Origin of the sequence: Desulfuromonas soudanensis (assembly GCF_001278055.1) — a bacterium.
In the GTDB taxonomy this organism is placed as follows: Bacteria; Desulfobacterota; Desulfuromonadia; order Desulfuromonadales; family WTL; genus Deferrimonas; species Deferrimonas soudanensis.
The window spans coordinates 2,187,876-2,208,198 of the sequence record NZ_CP010802.1; the positions used below are offsets into that span (position 1 = coordinate 2,187,876).

Here is a 20,323-nt window from a genome sequence, read left to right on the forward strand (position 1 = left end):
CCGAAAATGGAATTCTACAGACCCTCAAGTCCGGAAAGGTCTTCGATGTTGGCCACCGAGGCCCCCTTGACGATGCGCTTGATCAGTCCGGAGAGAACCTTGCCCGGACCAATTTCGATATAGCGGTCGACCCCGAGGCCGGACATCTTGAGAACCGATTCGTCCCAGCGCACCGGAGCGCTGACCTGGGCCACGAGGAGATCCTTCACCCGGGAAGCTTCGCCATTGGGCGACGCCTCGACGTTGGTGACCACAGGGAAGGTCATGGGGTGCACATTGATATCACTCAAAATCTTTGCCAACCGCTCACCGGCAGGAACCATCAGGGAGCAGTGAAAGGGTGCGCTCACCGGCAGGGGAAGGGCGCGCTTGGCTCCCTGTCCTTTGGCCAGTTCCATGGCCCGTTCGACCGCCGTGGCGTGCCCGGCGATGACAACCTGACCGGGACTGTTGAAGTTGGCAGGGGCGACGACCTCACCCTGGGCCGCCTGGCGGCAGACTTCCTGCAGGGCCTCGCCCTCGAGTCCCATAATAGCGGCCATGGCACCCAATCCGACGGGGACGGCCTCCTGCATGAAGGAACCCCGTTGCCGAACAATGCGCACGGCGTCGGCAAAGACAAGGGCCCCGGCACAGACCAGCGCCGAATACTCACCGAGGGAATGCCCCGCCGAATAGTCGGGAACCAGGCCGGTCTCGGCCTGAAGGACCTTCAGAGCAGCGACGCTGACGGTAAGGATCGCCGGTTGCGTGTTCGTGGTCAGTTTAAGGGCCTCTTCGGGCCCGTTGAAACAGAGGGAGGCGATATCGAAGCCGAGGGCGTCGTTGGCCTCCTCGAAAACCTGTCGGGCAACGGGGAAATTGTCGGCCAATTCCTTGCCCATCCCTGGATACTGGGCACCCTGGCCAGGAAATACGAAGGCTACCATCAATCAAAAAACTCCTCTAATGCGAAAAATTCGCCGCCGCCCTTACCAGCGCACCATTGCGGCGGCCCAGGTAAATCCGCCGCCAAAGGCATCAAAAAGCAGCATGTCCCCCGCCTTGATTCGTCCCAGACGGTTCGCCTCGTCCAGGGCGATGGGGATGGAGGCGCCGGAGGTGTTCCCAAACCGGTCGACGTTGATATAGACCTGTTCATCCCTAAGGCCGAGACGTTTGGCGGTCGCTTCGAGAATTCGCCGATTGGCCTGATGGGGGATAAAGAGGTCAATATCCGACGCAACAAGCCCATTGGCCTCGAGAGCTTCCACGGCCACCTCGTGCAAGGAGCGAACGGCCACCTTGAACACTTCGTTCCCCTGCATCTTCAAAAAGGGGAGTCGTTCGGCCAACCCCTCGGCAGAGGCCGGAAAACGGGAACCGAAACCGGGTTGGTAGAGGAGTTCCCAGTAGGAACCGTCGGCATGCAGATGAGTCGAGAGAACGCCCTGGTCCCCCTCCTGCGCCTCGAGAACGACAGCGCCGGCACCATCGCCAAAAAGGACACAGGTGTTGCGATCCTGCCAGTCGATGGCCCGGGTCAGGACCTCGGCACCGATCACCAGGGCCTTTTTCACGGCTCCGGATTGAATCTGCTTTGTGGCGGCATCCAGCGCATAGAGAAATCCGCTGCAGGCGGCGGAAACGTCGAAAGCGGCGCACCCCTTGATCCCAAGGTTACTCTGGACCAGACAGGCGGTTGCCGGCCAGGGGAAATCGCCGGTGATGGTTCCAACGACGATGAGGTCAATCTCTTCGGCGGCGACGCCGGCCATTTCTAGAGCTTTCCGAGCGGCGTTGGTCGCCAGATCCGAGGTAAATTCGCCTTCGGCGGCCACATGACGTTCATGGATTCCGGTGCGAGCGACAATCCACTCGTCGGTCGTATCGAGCGTTTTTTCCAGGTCGAAGTTTGTCAGGACTTTTTCGGGAACGTAGGAACCGGTACCGATAATACGAGCTTTCTTCAAAAGCTGACTCCTTCGGTCAAAGAACAAAACCTACCCTTGGGTTGCAGATGACGCATCGACGGCCGCGGGCTGCCCGTCACAATATTCTTGAATCTGGGCAATCATGGTCTGGTTGACCTTCTTGACGACGCACTCCCTGGACATACGGACGGCATTCATGATCGCCTTGGGACTCGATCCCCCGTGGCAGATGACGCCGGTCCCGTCAATGCCGAGCAGGGGAGCACCGCCATATTCGGAATAATCGACCCTCTTACGGAAGGCCTGAAAAGCGGGACGGGCCAGAAGGTAGCCGATCTTGGCAAGGGGACGACTGCCGATTTCCTTGCGCAGCATGGTAAAGATCCCCTCGGACAAACCCTCGGCAACCTTGAGAACAACGTTGCCGACAAAGCCGTCGCAGACCACCACATCGACAGAGCCGTTATAAATATCCCGCCCCTCGACGTATCCGACGTAATTGAAGGAGGCGCTCTTCAGGAGGCGATGGGCCTCCCGTGTAAGATCGTTCCCCTTGCTCTCCTCCTCGCCGTTGGAAAGAAGTCCGACCTTCGGGCGCTCCTTACCGAGAACCCTTCGGGTGTAGACTTCCCCCATCAATGCGAACTGAACCAGATGAAGGGGCTTGCAGTCCACATTGCCGCCGACATCGAGAACCAGCGTCTTGTCCTTGATGTTGGGCATGATGGTGGCGATGGCCGGACGATCGATGCCGGGGATCCGTTTGAGGACGAACATCCCGGCCGCCATGGTGGCCCCGGAATTGCCGGCACTGACGACCGCCTGGGCCTGACCGTTTCTGACCAGATCGAAAGCGACCCGAATGGAACAATCCTTCTTCTTGCGGATGACATCCGAGGCCGAATCGTGCATCCCCACCACATCGCTGGCATGGTGGATGGCAATGGTCAGTCCGTCGACCCGGTGCTTTTTCAGCTCAGCCCCGACCTTGTCCGCATCGCCCACGAGGATGATGGCAACACCCCAACGCCTGGCGGCGGCGACGGCGCCTTCCACTTCAACGCCAGGGGCATTGTCGCCTCCCATGGCATCCACGGCAACAGTAATACGATCGTTCAACCGAAGAGCCTCTTTATTCTTTAGGTCCGGCAACTTCTTTTCCCTTGTAGGTACCACAGCTGGCGCAAGCGCGGTGAGGCTGCTTGGGCTCCTTGCACTGAGGGCAAAGGGAAATACCGGGGGCCGTGATCGCATCATGGGCGCGGCGCATATCGCGTTTGGACTTGGAGGTTTTTTTCTTGGGTACAGCCATGGTCGTGGTTCTCCTTGTAATCCGGCCAGATGCCGGTTTTATTAATTTATCTGCCGCCCAGACCGGTACTGCAACCGGAACAACATACCAGGTTGCCAATCAAGCGGTCCATCACGACTTGTCGATTTTGAAATTCTTCAGGACAGCAAACTTACCGCCAAATTCCGAGGGGTGACATCCGCACTGGGAGACGTTGAGATCCGCTCCGCACTGGGGACAGAGTCCCTTGCACCCTTCGTCGCACAGAGGCCGTAAGGGGAGCGCCATCAGGACCTGCTCCTCGATTACCCCGGCAAAATCGATTTCTTCCCCCTCGACAAGGATCAGACCCATGTCCTCGGCGTCAAGCTCCAACTCGCCGTCAGCGGATTCATCCTCAATCTCCGGCAACTCCACCACATAGGTGAGCTCGAAAGCCGAATGGATCGGCTGAATAAATTCTTTGAGGCAACGCCCGCAGGCCACACGCACTGAGGAGCTTACTTCTCCCTGCGCCTCAATCATATCCCCGGCGCGGAAAACCCTCAGCCGCACCCGTACCGGCTCCAGAAAGACGACCTCATCGGTCTGCAGATCGGCAAGCAGAGGGAAGATGCTGCGGGGTTCTTCGAACTCAAGTTCGAGACCCTCATCCTTAATGTCTTCAAGGCGGATCAGCAAAACCCCTCCGTGAACCGCTGAAAGCGGCTAGTATAGAGATTGACCTTTTTTTGTCAAGGGAAAAGCCGGGACCGCAGTCCTTCCCCGACGCGGGCTTTGTATTAGCATTATTTTCGACAAGTTTGCAAGCGATTAATTTGCCTTTGGACCCGGCCGGGCCTTGCATTAAGTTGCGACCTGGAGTAGAAAATCCGGGGGAACCGATTCAACCTCCAACACAGGAAAAACTGTCAATGAACGACATCAGTCAGGCCTTCATGCGCCTGGTTGGCATCATGGCCACCCTGCGTTCGCCGCAGGGGTGCCCGTGGGACGCCGAACAGACTCCGGAAACCCTCCGCCCATATCTTGTGGAAGAGACCTACGAGGTGCTGGAGGCCATTGACCACGGAGAGCCTCAGGCCATCCGGGAGGAACTTGGAGATCTCCTGCTGCAGATCGTTTTCCTCTCCCGACTCTTCGAGGAGCGTCGGGAATTCCATATCGGCGATGTGGCCGATGCCATCGCCGACAAACTCATCAGGCGGCACCCCCATGTCTTTGCCGACGCACCGGACAGGGATCTTGCGACCCTCAACCGGCAATGGAACCGGATCAAGGAAGAGGAAAAACCATTCAGCGATACACCCCGCCCCCTTCTTCACGGCGTCCCAGAGACCCTCCCCGCCCTGATGCGTGCCGCCAAATTTCAGGGAAAAGCGCACCGAGCCGGTTTTGACCCTCCCGCCGCGGACGGACCGACGGGGACCATCCACACAGAGCTCGCCCGATTGGAAATAACTCTTGGTCAACCGAACCAGGGAGTTCAGGAAGAAGCCATAGGCGATCTCCTTCTCGCCGTAGTCGACCTCTCCCGCCATCTCAACATCGATGCCGAAGAGGCTCTGCGCAAGAGAACCAACCACTTTGCCATGAGAGTGGAGCAGGTCGGCCAGGAACTGACCGATGAGGGGCTGACATTTCAGGAAGCCCCTTCTGATAAGCTCGAACGCCTATGGGTCAAAACCGGGGCCCTCACAAAAAAATAGGGATTGACAGGACAAAAAGCCTGCCCTTTCGGAGGCCTCGAACCTTTTCAACAGACGTTGTGGAAAAGGTGTGGAGAACCATGTGCATACCGCGGCCTGAAGCAGGCCTCAAAAGCCCCACACCCCCTTGCCTATTTTTTGACCAAACAATATAATACAATAATTTCAAATACTTGGTGGCTGCCGTTTGAACCTCTGAAATGGCGACATCGGCGGCTTAGTGTTCATTTGTTTTTTTTCATTATCAGGGGAGCCATGTTCATAAGGCTCCCGTTCCTCCTTGCCATTGTTCCGGCAATGGAAGCCTGCGTTCTGTTTCAAGTCGCCAGGGGTTAATGCGGTCAACAGACGGGGTATTCTCCCCGTCCGAGACGCAGGCAGAAATCATCGAGTCCGGAAAAGGCACCGGCGAAAATCTCCTGAATACCCCGTGAAATTTCCCCGGCCGGCATTTCCTCCGAGGGGAGAATACGGGCTACGGCTGCCACCGGGTGATCGATCGGCGTGCCAATCCTGCTCAGGAGGAGGACGTAAACTTCTCTGACCCCCTCGATTCGCTCATAAATTTCCCTGGCCAGGTTGTGAGCCAGGACATTGTAGATTTTCCCTATATGACTGACCGGATTTTTTCCAGCTGCCGCCTCGGTCCCAAGGGGCCGATTCAAGGAGATGAGGCCGTTGACCCGGTTTCCCCGCCCGACCTGTCCCGAATCGGCGTCCTCTACAGAGGTGCCGAGCAGACTCAGGTAAACGCCGGCGAGCCCTCTCCCCGGTTCATCGAGGGCGTTGTAATACACGGTAATTTTTTCAAAGGAACTGTAGCGCTCCAGGAATTGCCCCATGGCACCGTGAATCGCCTCCTTGCGTTCGAAAATCTCCGTCGGTTGCTCCGACACCGTTTTGCCACAGCGCGTTTCAACAGCAACCTCGACCATATGGACCTCGCAGCTTGCTACAGCTCATTCCTGCTCCCTGTCTCCGACTCTATCAAAGTATCAAAGAGGGTCTCCCTGTCAAACAGTGCCCTTAACCAGCGGCCGGCGTCGGGACGGCGGGCCATTGGGGGGAACCCTCTCGGCCTGGATGCCTGTCAGGGAGGAGAGGATTCAGGCCGAGGCCAAAGGATTTCGTCGACCTTATCCGACAAGGAAATCCTGGCCTGACCTGATGGGTGACAGGCAGGTGTCCCTGATCGTTCTGAAGTGAATGGTGGGGGGAATCAGCGGGAGGCCCGGAAGGGGGTTGCAGCCACTTCCGTCTGGTAAATCATGGCAGGAAAAATCAGGGATACCCGGCAAGGAGAGGATTGGTTGTCAGATCTTGAGGGAATTTATTGGCCTCTTTCATCTGCGGCACATACTGAGCGACGAAGTCGCCCTTAAGCAACGGATCATCTGCGGACGGCAAAGCGAGTTCCTGCTCCGCAACAATCAGGGGTGTAATCATGGGCCCCCAACTCGGCTCACCGGACCCAAATCCCGCCACCCCACGACTAAAAAAAACAATCCCGAAAACCAGAGGAAAAGCGATATTGACGAGGAAATGAAGGGTCAGACCGCGCTTGCGTCCCCAATGCCTCTTAGCCGCAAGGACTGTTGTCATTTCCCGCTCGGCCAGGAGCCCAAAAAGCGATACCAGCCCAGCATAGAGAGAAAAAAGTCCGACTGACAAATAGAGGTTCATTGACCCCTCCCTTGTTTGCGCTTCAGGATCCTCCCCTGCCCCTAAAATAATCGCCTTTGTGGGATTAACTATAAAACTTTTTTTCAAAAATGCCACCCTCGTGACATGACTCCCCTCTCATTGGGACCGCGTGACCATCAGGGTCAGTGGCGAGTATCTTCCTCCGAATGACAATTGAGCCATCGACAAAAAAAGGCGGCACCTTTTGGGTGCCGCCTTTACAGGGCTAAATTCGCAGAATAAGTTCAGTTTTCGGTCAGAAAGTGTTCCTCGTAGAGATCTTCCAGTTCCTGAAGATGGCGGCTTTCATCGTTGTAGATCCGATCAAAAAGTTTGGCCATGGGAGCCCCGGCGCAACCCTGGCTCATCCGCCTGTAGAAATCGAGGGACCCCTTCTCAAGATGTATGGCAAAGGCCAGCGCCTCGCGGGCATCGGCCCTGGGTCCGAGCTCCTTTTTTCCGAGCACATAGTCGAGGTTCATGGTCGGAACGGGGCGATCCATCCCCTCGCCCGCCACCTCCCCCTCGATCAGAGCCTTTTCCAGTTGATGCTTATGCTCGAGTTCATCGAAAGCCGCATCCCGGAGGATCTCTTTGGCCGCCTTGTCCTTGACGATGCGGAGTGCCTTGAGATAATGCCGAAACCCTTCTTCTTCCATTTGAACGGCCATCTCGATGGCGGCCTCAAATGTATAACAGACCTGATCGTCATTATTCATAGAAGTTCGCGTCTCCTCTCAATAAATCACAATGTAGCCGTGTTTTCCTGCAATGGCGGATATCTCCAGAACATCTCCTATGTGATAAACCGAGCCGTCGAGGGTAAACGTATACCCCCCTTCGGGGTCCTCTTTGGCCAGTCCGATCAGGTATTCAAAGCTGGCTGTTTTGATCGTATCCATCGATTGTTCCTGAAGGCAAATATGTCTATTTCGTTTACCATATAAGTCGAGGAATCACAAGAGTGTTTATGATTTTCCACGAGATCCCACCATGACGGTTGTCACCGAAGAGATTGCCTCGTCCTTGCCGCGCCCCCCCGCCAATGGAGCCGAATTGCCCCTTGCCGTTGCAAAACTCCCTGCTTCATGTTAAATAATGACGTTGGCTGGAATGAATGGATCATAAACCCAGGAAACCCTACCATGAAACTATTTCCATTTTTGCCAATCCACGGCCTCCTGCTGGCCGGAGTTCTTTCCCTGGGCAGTTGCACCGAGGGAGGTCAGCCCCGGTCCGTCTTCGGCGATGAACCGAACCCGCCGGTTCTCTCCCCGGCATCCCACGAAGATCTGAGCGCTCTGTTTTCCCTGCACGATTACGGCTGGAACACTCTCAACAACGGAGTCCCCCCCTTTATACTTAACACCCTGCCGACCGACCTCGATCGCGTTCCGGAAATCTCGAAGAAAAAAAGTATTTTCTTTTTATCGATTCTCCCCATGGTCCTGATGATCAACGAGGAGATCAGCCAGGAACGTGCCACTCTTTTGGCCATTTTTGACCGCCTCGAGGGCGGAGAGTCCCTCTCTCCCGAGGACCGGAAGGTCGCAGTCGAATTGGCGAAAAAATACCGGATCGAGAAAAATCCCCTGACGAGCGCCAGAACAAGGGAGGCTCTCCTGAAGCGGGTGGATATCATCCCCCCGTCCATGGTTCTTGCCCAGGCGGCCAATGAATCAGCCTACGGCACGTCGCGCTTCGCGCTTATGGCAAACAATCTCTTCGGCGAGTGGACGTTCATTCCCGGGACAGGGCTCGTCCCGATGAACCGTCCTGAGGGGGAGTCCTACGAGGTGCGTCGTTTCCGCACGGTCTACGATTCGGTCCAGTCCTACATAGCCAATCTGAACACCCACTGGGCCTATAAAAGCCTGCGCAACAAAAGAGCAAAGATGCGCCGCGAAGGTGTCCCCCTGCGGGGGGTCGACCTTGCCGAAGGACTTCTCCTCTACTCCACCCGCGGCGAGGCCTATGTCGAGGATATCCAGTCAATCATCCGCAAAAACCGCCTCTCCCGCCTTTCGGCGGCGGCCCTGCGCAACTGACAAACCTTCCTCAGCGAGTCGGATTCACCCACAACTGACTGAACCAGTACCATCGTCCCCCGTCCTTCGCCGGTGCCGTCAGGGTATATTTGTTGCGGCGACCGGCAAGCGGAGCAGCGGCGCGAACCAAGTAGGCACCGGCGCCTCCTGCGCTATCCGGAACGATGGCCGCCTCCCCCTGTCCCTGCACGAAACAGCGCAACCGGGTCAGGTCGATCCCCCGCCCCTCAATCCGCACCCGCAGTGTTGGTGGGTCCTCGCCTTCGATCACCGGTCCGGCAGGGGACAAAACGGTCACCGGCAGAGCCCGCATCGCCAATTTCTCCCTGAACCCCTCAAACGTGGCATAAGGGCCTCCCATGGGAAAACGCGGCAGGGTAAAGAGGTCGTTCCCGGAAGAGACCACTCCCGACTGTTGCGCCGCCGCTCCCCGATAACCCTCCCCCTTCAGGATCTCGATCACCTCCGGTGAGTACTCCCCGAAGGGGTAGGCAAAGAGGAGGGGGCGCCTTCCCAATTCCGTTTCAAGGAGGCGCTGCGCCTTGCGGATATCCGCCGTAATCCGCTGCCGCCAGGACCCCGGATCCTCTCCAGCCTTACGGTTGAGCAGATAGAGATGGGACGCCGTATGGTTGCCGATCTCTACTCCCTCGACGGCCAGTCCCCGCAACTCCTCCCACCCCAGGTATCCCCGGCCGCCGACGGTATCGGTATTGACGAAGAGTGTCACCGGATAACCGAAGCGGCGCAGCAGAGGCATGGCCCCGCTGAGGAACGTGGTATAGGCGTCATCGACGGTCAGGGCCGCGCAGCGTTCGGGGAGGGCTTTGCCGTCACGGAGACGATCGACGATCTCCCCGAGGGTCAGGACCGTGTAATCCCGTTCCTTCAGGAGTTGCAACTGGGCGGCAAAGGTTTCGATGGAAATATTGGTGGAGGGATAACGGTCATCGCCAAAACGGTGGTAGACAAAGACGTTGGCCTCTCCGGCCAGGGCCGAGGTCGCCAGCAGGGAGAGGATCAGGGCAAAAACGGCGAGACGGATACCTGAAGACATAAAATCCTTATAGTACTAGCCGAAAGGTGAGCGAGGGACCTCGAAGGCCGCCTCCGGATCAGGAGGCCTCCTTCACCCGGCTGCGCAGATAGCGGCGAATAGAGTTTCGTGCCCGGGGAGTTGCAGTCCACTCCAGCCATTTGGGGAGGACCTCGGGTATTTTACATTGTTCGACCTCCACCTGGTCGCCGTCCATCAAACGTGACTTGAGAAGCCTCGTCTGCCCGTTGATGCGGGCCCTGCAGGCATGAAGACCGAGGTCTTCGTGGATATCGAAGGCAAAGTCGAGGGCGCTGCTCCCCTCGGGAAGTGTGCGAACATCTCCGCGGGGGGTGTAAACCTGGATTGAAGCCGAAGCCAGACGCAGGCCCTCGGTGTCGAAAGCCGACTCTCCGTCGAGTAGGGAGCGCATCAGTTCCTGAAAATTGGCCCTGCGGAATTCGAAACCGGGGGCCAGAACCCCGGCTTCGTTGAAGCGGGCCAGTTTACGGGTGGTAATCTCGACCCGCATCCTGTAGATGCCGGCCTGCACCGTGGTTTTCAGGGCCTGGTATCCGAACTGGGAGGTCACGTTCAAATGATCCCTGAGTTTTCCGGGGATCGGGGAATACAGGTTGTGCAGCAGGCCGAGAGCCAGATAGGCGTCCATCGTCCGGTCAACCTGAATTTCCAGAGTATAGAGGGTCGGGAAGCCTCGACTCATCGCCTTGGCGGCAGCGACGGAAAAGGGGCGCCAGCGGTCGCGCAGCAGCACCCCGATCTTGTGATGCTCGCAGACATTGTTGATTTCGGAACGGATCTTACGAAGGGGGATCTCGACCTGGCTCTGCAGGGCCCTGATGGTCTCCTGGTAACGCTGGGAACGCCGCGGGTAGAGAATTTCCAGAGAAAGGGCGTCGAGGACGTTGGCGACGTCCCCCATTCCGAGATGCCGGGCGAGAGGGACATAAACGGTGCGCGTCTCTTCGGCGATCAGCGACTGCTTTGCCGGATTGAGGGCGCTGATCGTCTCCAGATTGTCGGTCCGGTCCCAGAATTTAAGACACAGGACCCGGACATCCTCGATTGCCGCCAGCAGTTGCTTGCGGTAGGTTTCGGCCTTCAGCGCCTCGCGGCTGAGTTTTTCGTCCGACGCCTTGGTGAGCCCGTTGACCAGCAGCGCCACTTCCGGACCGTAATCGGCTTCAATTTCGCCCAGGGTCACCGGCGTATCTTCCACCACATCGTGGAGAATCGCCGCCAATACCGACGAGAAGTCCATCCAGTGCCGGGCGGCGAGGTGTGCCACCCGCAGCGGATGGATGAAGTAGGCTTCTCCCGATTTTCGAAACTGCCCGGAGTGGGACCGGCGTCCGAGTTCGATGGCCCTCTGTATGGCCAGAATCCCCTGATCGAGAGCCTCGTCACTCAGGCTCCCCCCGTAATGGGTGACCAGAAGCTCCATCATCTCGCTGATCAAACGTTGTTCCTGGCGGTTATCCTTACCTGGCACTCGCACTCTCCGCTAACAGCCTGTCACACCATCGTGATTAAAGGGGAAGTCCATGATAATAGAGAAAGGAATCTTCATCAAGCGCCTTTTGTGCCTCATTGACAACCCCCGGCCCGGGTTCTAACCTACAGGTAAGGGACAACAAAAGGGGAGCCTGCCATGAGGAGAGAACGACTGGAGATGAGCAAAAAGAAACTCCACACCCTGAGGGAAGATCTTCTGGCGGAATTGCGGGCAAAAAATGCCGAAGCCGCCGCCATGATCGATGAGGGGGTCCCGGATATCGCCGACCAGGGGCTCACCGAAAACATCAAGGGATTTCTCCACCTCCTCGGAGATGCGAAACGGGAAGAAATCCTGGAAATCGACGAGGCCCTCGACCGCATCCGCGACGGCAGCTACGGCTCCTGTCTTCGGTGCGGTGACGAGATCGACATCGAGCGACTGCAACTCCTCCCCCACACCCGCTACTGCGTCTCCTGCAAGGGAATCCTGGAGAAAGAAGCGAGGATCAAGGCAGGCCCAGGCGTCGGGACCCTCTAGCTTTAAGAGCTGCTGCCGCACTCCGCCGACAAAAGAGCAAGGGCCGGGGGAGGTCCTACCCCGGCGGCCAGGAAAAATCCCTGCCGCCCAGAAGGTGAAAGTGAATGTGCCAGACCGACTGGCCGGCCCCCTCGTTGCAGTTGTTGACGAGGCGAAAGCCGTCCTCGGCGAAACCCAGATCATGGGCCAGCTTTCCCGCCACCTGGTGAATATGCCCGATCAGAACATTGTCGGCGGTGGTCAGGTCGAGGGTGGTGCGGATATGTTTGCGGGGGACGATGAGATAGTGGTGAGGAGCCTGGGGATTGAGGTCGCCAAAAGCCACAATCTCTTCATCCTCGTAAACGAATTTGCCGGGAATTTCTCCGGCGATGATTTTACAGAAGATACATTTGTCCGACATCTTCGCTCCTTTCCTCGGTTGTTGCGGGTGACTCCGGCAGGTTGTCTGCCAAAGATACCACATGCCAGCGTTTCTGAGCGGCCCGTCGAAGCAACCCGTCATCATGGGTGAAGAAGATGACCTGATGTTCGCGGCTGAAGAGCTCGATCCCCTTCAGAGCCTCGTCGAGACGGCCGCGGTCCAAATTGACCAGGGGGTCGTCGAGAAGAAGCGGCAAATGATGGCCTCTTGACAGATGGCGGGTCAGGGCGATGCGCACCGCGAAATAGACGGCATCGACCGTGCCCCTGCTGAATTCCTCAACGGGATGCCAGCGCCCCCCCTTGCCGCCGAGGAACAGAGAAAAATCGTCGTCCAGGCGCACCTTCGCATGGGCGCCGCGGGTCACCATTTCCAGATGACGACCGATTTCCTCGGCAAATCGCGCCAGATAGGTCTGGCGAAAGGCTTCGACGGCCTCGGTAAGAACCCGAAAACCGAGAGCCAGAGCATCGCGGCGCCGGCTGAGATAAGCTTCGCGCTCACGGAGGCGCTCCCCCTCGTCTTCGATGGCCTGCAGGTCACCCAGCTCCCCTTCGAGGGTCGCCTCGCTGCGCGTCAATTCGATGATTTCATTCTCTCGCTGCTGCAGGCTCTCGACAAGAGACAGCAGCTTCTCCTCGGCCTCGGGGATCTCTTCCAGGGCGAGCAGGTTGTCGCTTGCCGGGGGCCGTTCCCGCTCCATCCGCTCGTCGAGCACGGCCATCTCACGGGTCAGATTCTCCTGCTCCTCGTGGAGCGTTTCCGAATTTTCCAGGACCCGCAGAGCGCTTTCGACCTCGCGCAGCTTCCCCTGCAGCTCGAGGGCTCCCCGCAGGTTTTTCTGCATGCGGGCAATTTCCACCGCAGACGGAGACAAGCCGATGGCTTTAAATCGCTCATCGAGGGCTTCGAGGCGGGTCATCACCTCCTCGCGACGCACCTCGAGCGTCTGGGCTTGCTTCTTGAGCTCACGGCGCACCGCCTTCTGTCTCCCCGACTGCCGGAAGTAATATCCCCAGGTCCCCCCGGCAAGCACCGTCATCACGGCCAGGGCCGCAAGGTGCCATTCGGGACGACGCCAGAGAACTGCTGCGACAACTGCAACAAGGGCCAGAGAGAAGGCGGCGGGCAGATACCAGTTCATCCAGGGTTGGTCCAGGAGCTGCTTGCGAAGAGCAGCCGCGGCGCTCTGCAGGCCGATCAGAGTGCGGCGCTCCTCTTCGGCCGCTGCAAGAAGCCCCGGAAGTTCAATGGGGATTTCGCCCGGCAGACCGGTTCGGGAAAGATCCCTCGTCAGGACGTCCCGCTGGTTCTGAAGCTCGGAGACCTTGCCGCTCTGGCGGCTGACCCGGGAGAAATCCCGTTTCAGCACTTCATCTTTGGCTTCGAACTGCCACTGCTTGCGTACCCAGGCCAGGTAACGCTCCCCTTTCTGAACTTCCCCGCGATCGAAGGCCACCGAAGCCTTGAGCGCCCCGAGGCGCTCGCGGAGTTCTTCGAGTTCTTTGAGGGAACCCTGAGCCTGGTACCAGCGCTTTTCCAGCTCAGCGATGGCCGAGCGCACCTCCTCCAACTCACGGTCGCGAGTCTTATCCTTTCCCCAGGGGCTCTGCCGTGTGATGGCGAAATAGTCCCGATCGAGGGATTCAAGAACCTTGTCGTAATCGACTTCGACAAATCCCGACAGGAGGCCCTTGATCTTCGACGCCAGACCCGCCGCTCCGGGGAGATCGAGGTTTCCCTGCCCGAAAAAGAGGGAAGCTCTAAAAATATCCTCCTCGGCAACACCGAAGAGCCGAACCAGCTGTTGCTGGTATTCGACCCGTTCGGAGGAGCGCCCCTGGGGGGCTGACTTCCCTTCAAAACGGTAGAGGACATGATACAGATCGTCCCGTTCCGTCAGGATCACCCTGTCACTGAGCATGTCCCGTTCGATACGCAGGGTCCGGTTGCGGTCCTCGAGAACCAGGGCCGCCTCGCAGCTGCCATGGCGTCCCCAGGGCTTGAAACGTTCCTTGTTCCGGACGCCGAAGAGCACCGCCGGAATCGCCTCCATCAGGGTCGACTTGCCCGCCTCGTTGGGTCCGGCCACCAGGTTCATGCCGCGACGAAATTCAAAGGTCCGTTCGCCGAATTTGCCGAAATGCTTCAATTCAAGGGATCGAAGAATCACAGGTCCCTCCCGCTGAAGGCATTGAATCGGACCAAAACTTCGCGAAAGGCCTCCTCGACAACGGCGCGCTCTCCGGCGGACGCCTCGTCCATGAGCTGACGGATGCGCCGGACAAAGACCCCTCGAATCGTCTCCTCCTGCTCGATGCGCCGGGCAAATTCGCTGTCGAAAAGGCGGGTGCGATCTTCGAGCTCCAGATAAAAAAACTCCCCCTCGCACCGAGCCTTGAGCGCTGGGAGGTCGAGGGGCGCTTCGACGATTCCTTCGAGAGCAAGACGCAGCAGGAGATCAGGACGTCCCAGCGCACAGATGGCCGCGACCGCCGCCTCTTCGGTGTCGCACCCGGAGAGATCCAGACTCTTTTCCTCCAGGACCTGGCCGTTGGTCGGGAGCCGTTCGACCTGAACCTCTCCTCCATCTATCGTCACCAGCGCACAGCATCGCGCCCCGTTTTCTCCAAAGCGCTTCCCTTCGGGAGAACCGGGATAGCAGGCATGAATCCGGCCCTCTTCGCAAAGCACCTCGAACTGGTGGTAATGGCCGAGAGCGACATAATCGAGCCCCCAGTCCTTGAGGAGCGGCAGGGTGAAGGGGAGGTCCTTCTTGCGATAATCCCACTCGGGACTCCCTTGCCGGGAACCGTGGAGGAGCCCGATATGAACCCCCTCCGGGAACCTTCGCGTCATGCTCGTTAGTCCCCCCTCGGAGGAGAGGGTGCGATAGGCGAACCCGTAGAGATATGCGTCCTCTCCATTGACGGTCAGCCTGACGGGATCCTCCACCGACGAACGGTCGAGAAGCACGCCGGGAAACCGGTGACGGCGATAAACCGAATCGGCGCTGACGATGCTGTCGTGCGTTCCGGGGAGCAGGACGGGAACAATCCCCCGATCGGCCAGCCGCTTCAGACCCGCCTGAACCTGACCGATGACGGCGGTGGAGGGAGAGGCCGAATCGAAAAGGTCTCCGACGATCAGGAGCAGTTGGACCTCGCTCTTTATGGCCAGGGTCAAAATACGCTCGAAGGTTTCCAGAAAAACGGCCTGCCGCTCCCGGGAACGCCCACCAAGAGCAGGAAACGGGGCGTCGAGATGAAGATCGGCGGTATGCAGGATACGGATCATGACGGAAAAACCTAGTCGGCTTGGTAAAACTTGGGAAAATAACAGACATTGGGTGAACAGGGCGTACCAAAACGTCGCCGATGCGCCGCCATCGCCAACCGGCGGTAGACTGCCAAATCGTCGGATTCATCGGCCAGGCGAAGGAAATCCCTGGCCAGCTCGATATTTTTGAGCTTTTGCGCGGTCGGCGCTCCGCGGCCGACGATCTTGAGACCGCCGATGCCGATGCGCCGCAGGTATGGGATGGCACAGAGACCGCACCCGTGCCGGCGATCGGTCATCGACCAGCTCCCCTGTCGCGTCATGGCCTGCAACAGGCGCTCCGAGGCCGGAACCTGAAGAGGGGAGATCCGGTAAGGAATCTCGCAGGGCCAGATTCGGTCGGGACTCGAGTGGTGGAAGGTGCAGAGCCCTTCGGTGTTGGGACACTTGCCGACCAAAAGAAAGGCGTCGAAGCGCACATCCGGAACCTGCCGGACCACCTCGCCCATTTCTTCCACGGTCAGGTGGCGGGGAAAGACGACCCTGCCTATCCCCTGGGAGGCGTAGATCTTGACCGCTTCCGAATTCATCAGATGGGCCAGGGTACTGGCGTGATATTCAAGACGGGGATGGCGGCGGCGCAGCTCCCTGAGCAATCCGAGATCGGCCAGGATGACCCCGTCGACACCGGCGGCGGCCACCTCGTCGACATAATCGAGGATCAGCGGCAGCTGTTCGGCGCTGTAAAAGGGGGCGTTGAGGGTCAGGGAAAAGGTCTTCCCCCGGGCATGGGCCTTGGCGATAATTGCCGCAAGGTCGTCCCTCCCCTCGATCTGGGCTCCAGCGAAGGTGCGCTGGTTGACCGAGGCCAGGAGGCTGTAACGCTCCTGCCAGGCCTCGGGCACATAGCCGCCGTAGAGCTCATCGGCGCCGGCATCGAGGAGGGCATCGGCCTCGGCGAGATTGTCGATCGGCGAGATGATGTTCATGCATCAACCCTCATCCCGCTCCTCCCAGATATGCTTGCGGCGAAAGTCCCACCAGGCGCCATCCACCGTCGCTTCCAGGGTTTCACCCACCAGCACCAGGGTCAGGGCCGGGCGCCTGGTCGGGGAACCGAGATTGAAATAGTCCCGTCCCCCCGTTTTGCCGACGATATCGTCGAGGGTTCCCCGGATCAACTCCTCCCCGGGAAGACCGAGGCGATGGGCGAGAACAAGGGGGACATTGCCCCCATAGCCATCGCGCAATTGTCGGACAAGTTCCGGAAGGGGGAGATTGTTCATATAAATCAGCAGGGTAACCCCCGGCGCCGCCAGCTCCCGCAAGGTCGGAGCCCCCTCCCCGTCGCCGAGGGTGCGGGGAGAAGTGATGATGGCCCGGTTGCAGACACCGGGGAGATCGAGGGTCTTTTTCAGCCGGGCCGAAGCCGCGTTGGCGGTACCGACGCCGGGAATGACTGCGGCCCGGTCACCGAGGGCATCGACCAGAGCCTGGAAGGGGGAATAAAAGGTGAGGTCCCCCGGCACAAGGAATGCGACGTCGCCGACGGCCAGCAATTCGCCGATGCGGTCGAGAAGTTCCTGAAAATAGAAGGCGAAGGGAATCTCAACGGTCTTCCCTTCGAGGAATGAGGCAAAGGTCACCTCGTAGGGGGTCGGCGCGAAGACGGCCCGGCACCCCGCAAGAAGTCGCGCCCCCTGGAGAGTGAGCAATTCAGGGTCCCCCGGACCGGCACCGATAAAATAGACCCGATGCATCGTCACTCCCCCTTTTGCAGATGAATCAGAAATTCCCTGTTCCCCTTGGGTCCGAGAAGCGGACTTTCCACAACCCCCAGCACCCGGCAACCGAGAGAGGCGGCGGATTCCCGCACTTTCTCCACGACCCCGGCATGCTGGTCCGGATCGCGAACCACCCCCCCTTTTCCGACCTGGCCGCGGCCGACTTCGAACTGGGGTTTGATCAGGGCGAGGACCTCCCCGCCAGGAGTCAGAAGGGGCAAGGTGGCGGGCAAAACCTTGTCCAGGGAGATGAATGAGGCATCAATTACCGCCAGGGACGGCGTCGCGCCGAGGGTGTCGGCCGTCAGATCGCGGATATTGGTGCGTTCGAGATTGACGACCCGGGGATCTTCCCGAAGCTTCCAGGCAAGCTGGCCGTAACCGACATCGACGGCATAGACCTGGACGGCGCCTCGCTGCAGCAGACAGTCCGTAAACCCTCCCGTCGACGCGCCGACATCGATGGCCACCCGGCCGGACACCGCAATTGCGAAAGACTCCAGTCCCTTTTCGAGTTTGAGTCCGCCGCGGGAGACATAGGGGATGTCCCCCCCCCTTGAGGCGAATATCGGCATCGACGGGGATGCGGGTACCGACCTTATCCACCGCATGGTCCTCAACGACGACCTTGCCGGCGAGAATCAGGGCCGAAGCGCGTTCCCGGGACTGAACCAGGCCGCGTTCTACAAGCAATTTGTCAAGACGCTCTTTTTTCACAAAAAAACCACCCTACTCCCCCATTATTCGGGATGAATCAAGCGTCACAGTAGCACAGGGCGGTAAGGCGGGCAACCGATTTACCGCCTCACTTCCTGCCCCGTCGGCAGGGAAAACGGCCCCCGGAATGCCCAGAGCGAACCGGCAAACGGGAGAGCGGGAGCGGACAACCTGTCAGCTCTCGAGAAAATGACCCATCCTGCGAGTGGGGGAGGACCTGGGGGAAAGGGAGGAACGTTTTTCGAATCGATGAAGGGAAAGCAGGATTTTTTCCGGGCCCCGGAGGTCAGGGGCCGGCCGGAGTCTCCATGAGCCGACAGGCCCCTGGAAGAAACACCAATTTATCAGGCATTGTCCTTGGCGCCGACCTTGAGGTTTTCAAGCCCTTCAATGACCTTGCGGCTTTCCTGACGGCGGGACTCGAGTTCATCGAAAATGCGCTTCGCCATGTCGCTGACCTGGGAAACGGCCGACTCGATGTCCCGGGTGTTACGGCGCTGCTGTTCCGTGGCCGTCACCATGCCATCGGACACCTGTTTGACGTCCTCGATGGAGGCGACGATGCTGCGAATTCCCTGGGACTGCTCCCGGGAGGCTTGAAAGATCTGCCCGGACATTTCCCCGAGGTCCTCGATGGAGCGACTGATGGACTCGACGCTGCAGGCCACTTCCTGGGTAGCGCGGCGCATATCCTGCGCCATGGCCTTGGCGGAGTCTGCGCTGTCAAGGATCTGATGGAGGGAAACCTCGAGGCTTTCCCCCCGGGAAATCCCCTCTCCGACCAGTTTGCGCGTCTCCCCGATATGGGCCACCGTTTCGCGTGTGTATTGCTGGATTTCTTCGATCACCTGACCGATGGCTCCCGTCGACTGGGCGGTTTCCTCCGAGAGGGTACGAACCTCCTGGGCGACGACGGCAAAGGAGCGGCCGTGCTCACCGGCCTGCGCGGCAATGATCGAGGCATTGAGGGCCAGAAGGTTGGTTTTCTGGGTAATTTCGGCGATGACCCCGGTAATTCCGCTGACCTCGATCCCTTTTTTTGAAAGGCGCTCAATGGCCGATCCGGCCTTGGCCACGGCCACACCGATCCCCTTGAGACTCTCCACGGTACCGGCCACCTCTTTGGTTCCCAGTTCCGCCTGTCCCTTGACGGTCTCGGACATGAGGTGGGATTGCACGGCGTTTTCCTGCACGGCCCTGATGGTCATGGAAATCTCGGTCATGGCCGAAATGGAGCTTTCGACGAATTCCTTGAGGCGATTGATGTTCTGGGAGACCTGTTCAATGGAGACGGAGATCTCGGTGGCGGCGGAGCGGGTGGCGTCGACCGAATCGCGCACCACGTCGGCCGCCTCGACGATATGTCCGGTCGCTTCGCTGGTGGAGGCGGAAGCATGTTTCAGGGAAAAATCGGCCCTTGAATGATCTTCCCGGTAGTTGAGAAGCTCATCAAAGGTGTGCTCAAGCTGACGGGTCAGGATGTCGACGCCGTCGAGAAGATCAATTTTGGTGAGAGAAGAGGAGACCTGGTTGGAAAAGAGCTGAACCGTATCGGCATCCGTATCGTTCAGGGGCGTTCCCCGATGCTTGTTGTCTACGGTGAAGACTCCGACAACCTCGTCCTTAATCCGGATCGGGCAGAGGATGAAGCTTCGGCAGCGCAGTATTTCCATCCGGTCAAAAGGGGGCTGGAGCTGATAATCGGCGGGGAAATGACTGATGTCGTCGATCAGCAGGGCCCGGTTCTCGCTTGCCACCTTCCAGATTGCCCCCGCCCTTTCATCGAAAGGAAGAGAGACGTTCTCCCTTTGTGAGGAAGGCAGCGCGTCGCTGCCGCGGCTGGCATAGAGGCCGAAAGTCTTCCTGTCGGCGTCCAGCAAAAAAATATTGACCCGGTCGTAATCGAGCCCTTCGTGCAGACCGTCGGCCACCAGGCGCAAGACTTCGCCGCGTTCGACGGACTTCTGAATATGGGTATTGATCTGGTGAAATTTCTTGATGCCGTGATTGAGATCCTCGAAGCGCCTCTCGAAGGCCTCCTTTTGCGAGGCGATGACGGCGTTGAGTTCATCGAGCCGATGCGCCCGTTCGTGTATCTGCTGGGAGGCCCTGCCGATGAGAAAACCGAAGGTCCCAAGGACCATGGCGGTTCCGCCCCCCATGTAGCCATAGAGAGCCAGGCTCTCCGTCGAGCGGAAGACGTCGCCGAGGAGTTGGCCCCAGAGCGTCTGTTCGCCGGTGGCAAAAAAAAGGAGCCGCAGCAAGGCCCAACCGATCGGGGCTGAAACACCCAGCAAAAAGCCGCCCAAGGCATAGAGAGTCCCGCGATCCACGATTCCCTTGTTCAAGACACTCTCCCTCTTCTCCGACGGACGAGCCGGCG

The 20,323-nt window shown here is 59.0% G+C and carries 20 protein-coding genes and 1 pseudogene; 3 read left to right on the top strand and 18 right to left on the bottom strand.

Translation table 11 applies throughout. The features are described from left to right. Positions 1-14 precede the first annotated feature (14 nt). From fabD to DSOUD_RS09970, 5 genes are all read right to left on the bottom strand, one after another. Entirely contained in the window at positions 15-929 is a 915-nt protein-coding gene (fabD, locus tag DSOUD_RS09955) for an ACP S-malonyltransferase (protein ID WP_053550867.1), read from the bottom strand. A gap of 42 nt (positions 930-971) precedes the next feature. After that, a complete protein-coding gene (locus DSOUD_RS09960; protein WP_053550868.1) occupies positions 972-1,952 on the bottom strand; it encodes a beta-ketoacyl-ACP synthase III in 981 nt (326 codons plus the stop codon). A 30-nt stretch (positions 1,953-1,982) separates the two neighbouring features. Then, the gene (gene plsX / locus DSOUD_RS09965) at positions 1,983-3,020 is read right to left on the bottom strand and encodes a phosphate acyltransferase PlsX (RefSeq protein WP_053552359.1); all 1,038 of its coding nucleotides are present in this window, start codon (positions 3,018-3,020) and stop codon (positions 1,983-1,985) included. 25 nt (positions 3,021-3,045) lie between these two features. After that, positions 3,046-3,225, bottom strand: coding sequence for a 50S ribosomal protein L32 (rpmF, locus tag DSOUD_RS17850; RefSeq protein WP_082351191.1), 180 nt, complete (start codon positions 3,223-3,225; stop codon positions 3,046-3,048). A 111-nt stretch (positions 3,226-3,336) separates the two neighbouring features. Next, positions 3,337-3,885 (bottom strand): YceD family protein, encoded by a 549-nt coding sequence (locus tag DSOUD_RS09970; RefSeq protein ID WP_053550869.1) that lies wholly within the window; start codon positions 3,883-3,885, stop codon positions 3,337-3,339. A 233-nt stretch (positions 3,886-4,118) separates the two neighbouring features. Here DSOUD_RS09970 and mazG point away from each other — a divergent pair, with 233 nt between their 5' ends. After that, complete coding sequence (gene mazG / locus DSOUD_RS09975; RefSeq protein WP_053550870.1) at positions 4,119-4,913, top strand: nucleoside triphosphate pyrophosphohydrolase; 795 nt, start codon at positions 4,119-4,121, stop codon at positions 4,911-4,913. Between the two features lie 341 nt (positions 4,914-5,254). Here the strand turns inward: mazG and DSOUD_RS09980 are convergent, their stop codons facing one another. From DSOUD_RS09980 to DSOUD_RS18690, 4 genes are all read right to left on the bottom strand, one after another. Next, positions 5,255-5,848, bottom strand: coding sequence for a methionine adenosyltransferase (locus tag DSOUD_RS09980; RefSeq protein WP_053550871.1), 594 nt, complete (start codon positions 5,846-5,848; stop codon positions 5,255-5,257). Between the two features lie 346 nt (positions 5,849-6,194). Next, positions 6,195-6,692 carry a hypothetical protein gene (locus tag DSOUD_RS09985; RefSeq protein WP_157671829.1) on the bottom strand — a complete coding sequence of 166 codons (498 nt, stop codon included), beginning with the start codon at positions 6,690-6,692 and terminating at the stop codon, positions 6,195-6,197. A gap of 149 nt (positions 6,693-6,841) precedes the next feature. Then, entirely contained in the window at positions 6,842-7,315 is a 474-nt protein-coding gene (locus DSOUD_RS09990; protein ID WP_053550873.1) for a ferritin family protein, read from the bottom strand. Positions 7,316-7,333: 18 nt separating this feature from the next. Further along, positions 7,334-7,498, bottom strand: coding sequence for a hypothetical protein (locus DSOUD_RS18690; RefSeq protein ID WP_096335438.1), 165 nt, complete (start codon positions 7,496-7,498; stop codon positions 7,334-7,336). A 243-nt stretch (positions 7,499-7,741) separates the two neighbouring features. Here DSOUD_RS18690 and DSOUD_RS09995 point away from each other — a divergent pair, with 243 nt between their 5' ends. Beyond that, positions 7,742-8,644, top strand: coding sequence for a glucosaminidase domain-containing protein (locus DSOUD_RS09995; RefSeq protein ID WP_053550874.1), 903 nt, complete (start codon positions 7,742-7,744; stop codon positions 8,642-8,644). Positions 8,645-8,654: 10 nt separating this feature from the next. Here the strand turns inward: DSOUD_RS09995 and DSOUD_RS10000 are convergent, their stop codons facing one another. Both DSOUD_RS10000 and DSOUD_RS10005 read right to left on the bottom strand, forming a co-directional pair. After that, positions 8,655-9,701: a polysaccharide deacetylase family protein gene (locus DSOUD_RS10000; RefSeq protein WP_053550875.1), complete on the bottom strand. Its 1,047-nt coding sequence runs from the start codon at positions 9,699-9,701 to the stop codon at positions 8,655-8,657. Positions 9,702-9,759: 58 nt separating this feature from the next. Next, positions 9,760-11,193, bottom strand: coding sequence for an HD domain-containing protein (locus DSOUD_RS10005; RefSeq protein ID WP_232426429.1), 1,434 nt, complete (start codon positions 11,191-11,193; stop codon positions 9,760-9,762). A gap of 159 nt (positions 11,194-11,352) precedes the next feature. On the opposite strand from DSOUD_RS10005, the gene DSOUD_RS10010 reads away from it, so the two are divergent. After that, positions 11,353-11,736, top strand: a complete 384-nt coding sequence (locus DSOUD_RS10010; RefSeq protein WP_082351193.1) for a TraR/DksA family transcriptional regulator — start codon at positions 11,353-11,355, stop codon at positions 11,734-11,736. 55 nt (positions 11,737-11,791) lie between these two features. On the opposite strand, the gene DSOUD_RS10015 is transcribed toward DSOUD_RS10010, so the two are convergent. The 7 genes and pseudogenes from DSOUD_RS10015 to DSOUD_RS10045 form a co-directional block, all read right to left on the bottom strand. Further along, positions 11,792-12,139 (bottom strand): histidine triad nucleotide-binding protein, encoded by a 348-nt coding sequence (locus tag DSOUD_RS10015; protein ID WP_053550877.1) that lies wholly within the window; start codon positions 12,137-12,139, stop codon positions 11,792-11,794. Continuing rightward, entirely contained in the window at positions 12,114-14,333 is a 2,220-nt protein-coding gene (locus DSOUD_RS10020) for an ATP-binding protein (protein ID WP_053550878.1), read from the bottom strand. Before DSOUD_RS10020 ends, DSOUD_RS10015 begins: the two co-directional genes overlap by 26 nt. Continuing rightward, positions 14,330-15,457: a metallophosphoesterase family protein gene (locus tag DSOUD_RS10025; protein ID WP_053550879.1), complete on the bottom strand. Its 1,128-nt coding sequence runs from the start codon at positions 15,455-15,457 to the stop codon at positions 14,330-14,332. The genes DSOUD_RS10020 and DSOUD_RS10025 overlap by 4 nt, the downstream gene beginning before the upstream one ends. Before the next feature lie 11 nt (positions 15,458-15,468). Further along, positions 15,469-16,428, bottom strand: coding sequence for a peptidase U32 family protein (locus DSOUD_RS10030; RefSeq protein WP_053550880.1), 960 nt, complete (start codon positions 16,426-16,428; stop codon positions 15,469-15,471). Between the two features lie 3 nt (positions 16,429-16,431). Continuing rightward, complete coding sequence (locus DSOUD_RS10035; protein WP_053550881.1) at positions 16,432-17,199, bottom strand: SAM-dependent methyltransferase; 768 nt, start codon at positions 17,197-17,199, stop codon at positions 16,432-16,434. Positions 17,200-17,201: 2 nt separating this feature from the next. Continuing rightward, positions 17,202-17,940: pseudogene (locus tag DSOUD_RS10040) on the bottom strand (TlyA family RNA methyltransferase). A gap of 344 nt (positions 17,941-18,284) precedes the next feature. After that, positions 18,285-20,288, bottom strand: coding sequence for a methyl-accepting chemotaxis protein (locus DSOUD_RS10045; protein ID WP_053550882.1), 2,004 nt, complete (start codon positions 20,286-20,288; stop codon positions 18,285-18,287). Between the last annotated feature and the right edge of the window lie 35 nt (positions 20,289-20,323).

Coding starts and splice junctions, on each gene's coding strand:
- fabD (WP_053550867.1), bottom strand. CDS start 929: ATGGTAGCCTTCGTATTTCCTGGCCAGGGTGCCCAGTATCCAGGGATG.
- rpmF (WP_082351191.1), bottom strand. CDS start 3,225: ATGGCTGTACCCAAGAAAAAAACCTCCAAGTCCAAACGCGATATGCGC.
- mazG (WP_053550870.1), top strand. CDS start 4,119: ATGAACGACATCAGTCAGGCCTTCATGCGCCTGGTTGGCATCATGGCC.
- DSOUD_RS09980 (WP_053550871.1), bottom strand. CDS start 5,848: ATGGTCGAGGTTGCTGTTGAAACGCGCTGTGGCAAAACGGTGTCGGAG.
- DSOUD_RS09990 (WP_053550873.1), bottom strand. CDS start 7,315: ATGAATAATGACGATCAGGTCTGTTATACATTTGAGGCCGCCATCGAG.
- DSOUD_RS18690 (WP_096335438.1), bottom strand. CDS start 7,498: ATGGATACGATCAAAACAGCCAGCTTTGAATACCTGATCGGACTGGCC.
- DSOUD_RS09995 (WP_053550874.1), top strand. CDS start 7,742: ATGAAACTATTTCCATTTTTGCCAATCCACGGCCTCCTGCTGGCCGGA.
- DSOUD_RS10000 (WP_053550875.1), bottom strand. CDS start 9,701: ATGTCTTCAGGTATCCGTCTCGCCGTTTTTGCCCTGATCCTCTCCCTG.
- DSOUD_RS10010 (WP_082351193.1), top strand. CDS start 11,353: ATGAGGAGAGAACGACTGGAGATGAGCAAAAAGAAACTCCACACCCTG.
- DSOUD_RS10015 (WP_053550877.1), bottom strand. CDS start 12,139: ATGTCGGACAAATGTATCTTCTGTAAAATCATCGCCGGAGAAATTCCC.
- DSOUD_RS10025 (WP_053550879.1), bottom strand. CDS start 15,457: ATGATCCGTATCCTGCATACCGCCGATCTTCATCTCGACGCCCCGTTT.
- DSOUD_RS10030 (WP_053550880.1), bottom strand. CDS start 16,428: ATGAACATCATCTCGCCGATCGACAATCTCGCCGAGGCCGATGCCCTC.
- DSOUD_RS10035 (WP_053550881.1), bottom strand. CDS start 17,199: ATGCATCGGGTCTATTTTATCGGTGCCGGTCCGGGGGACCCTGAATTG.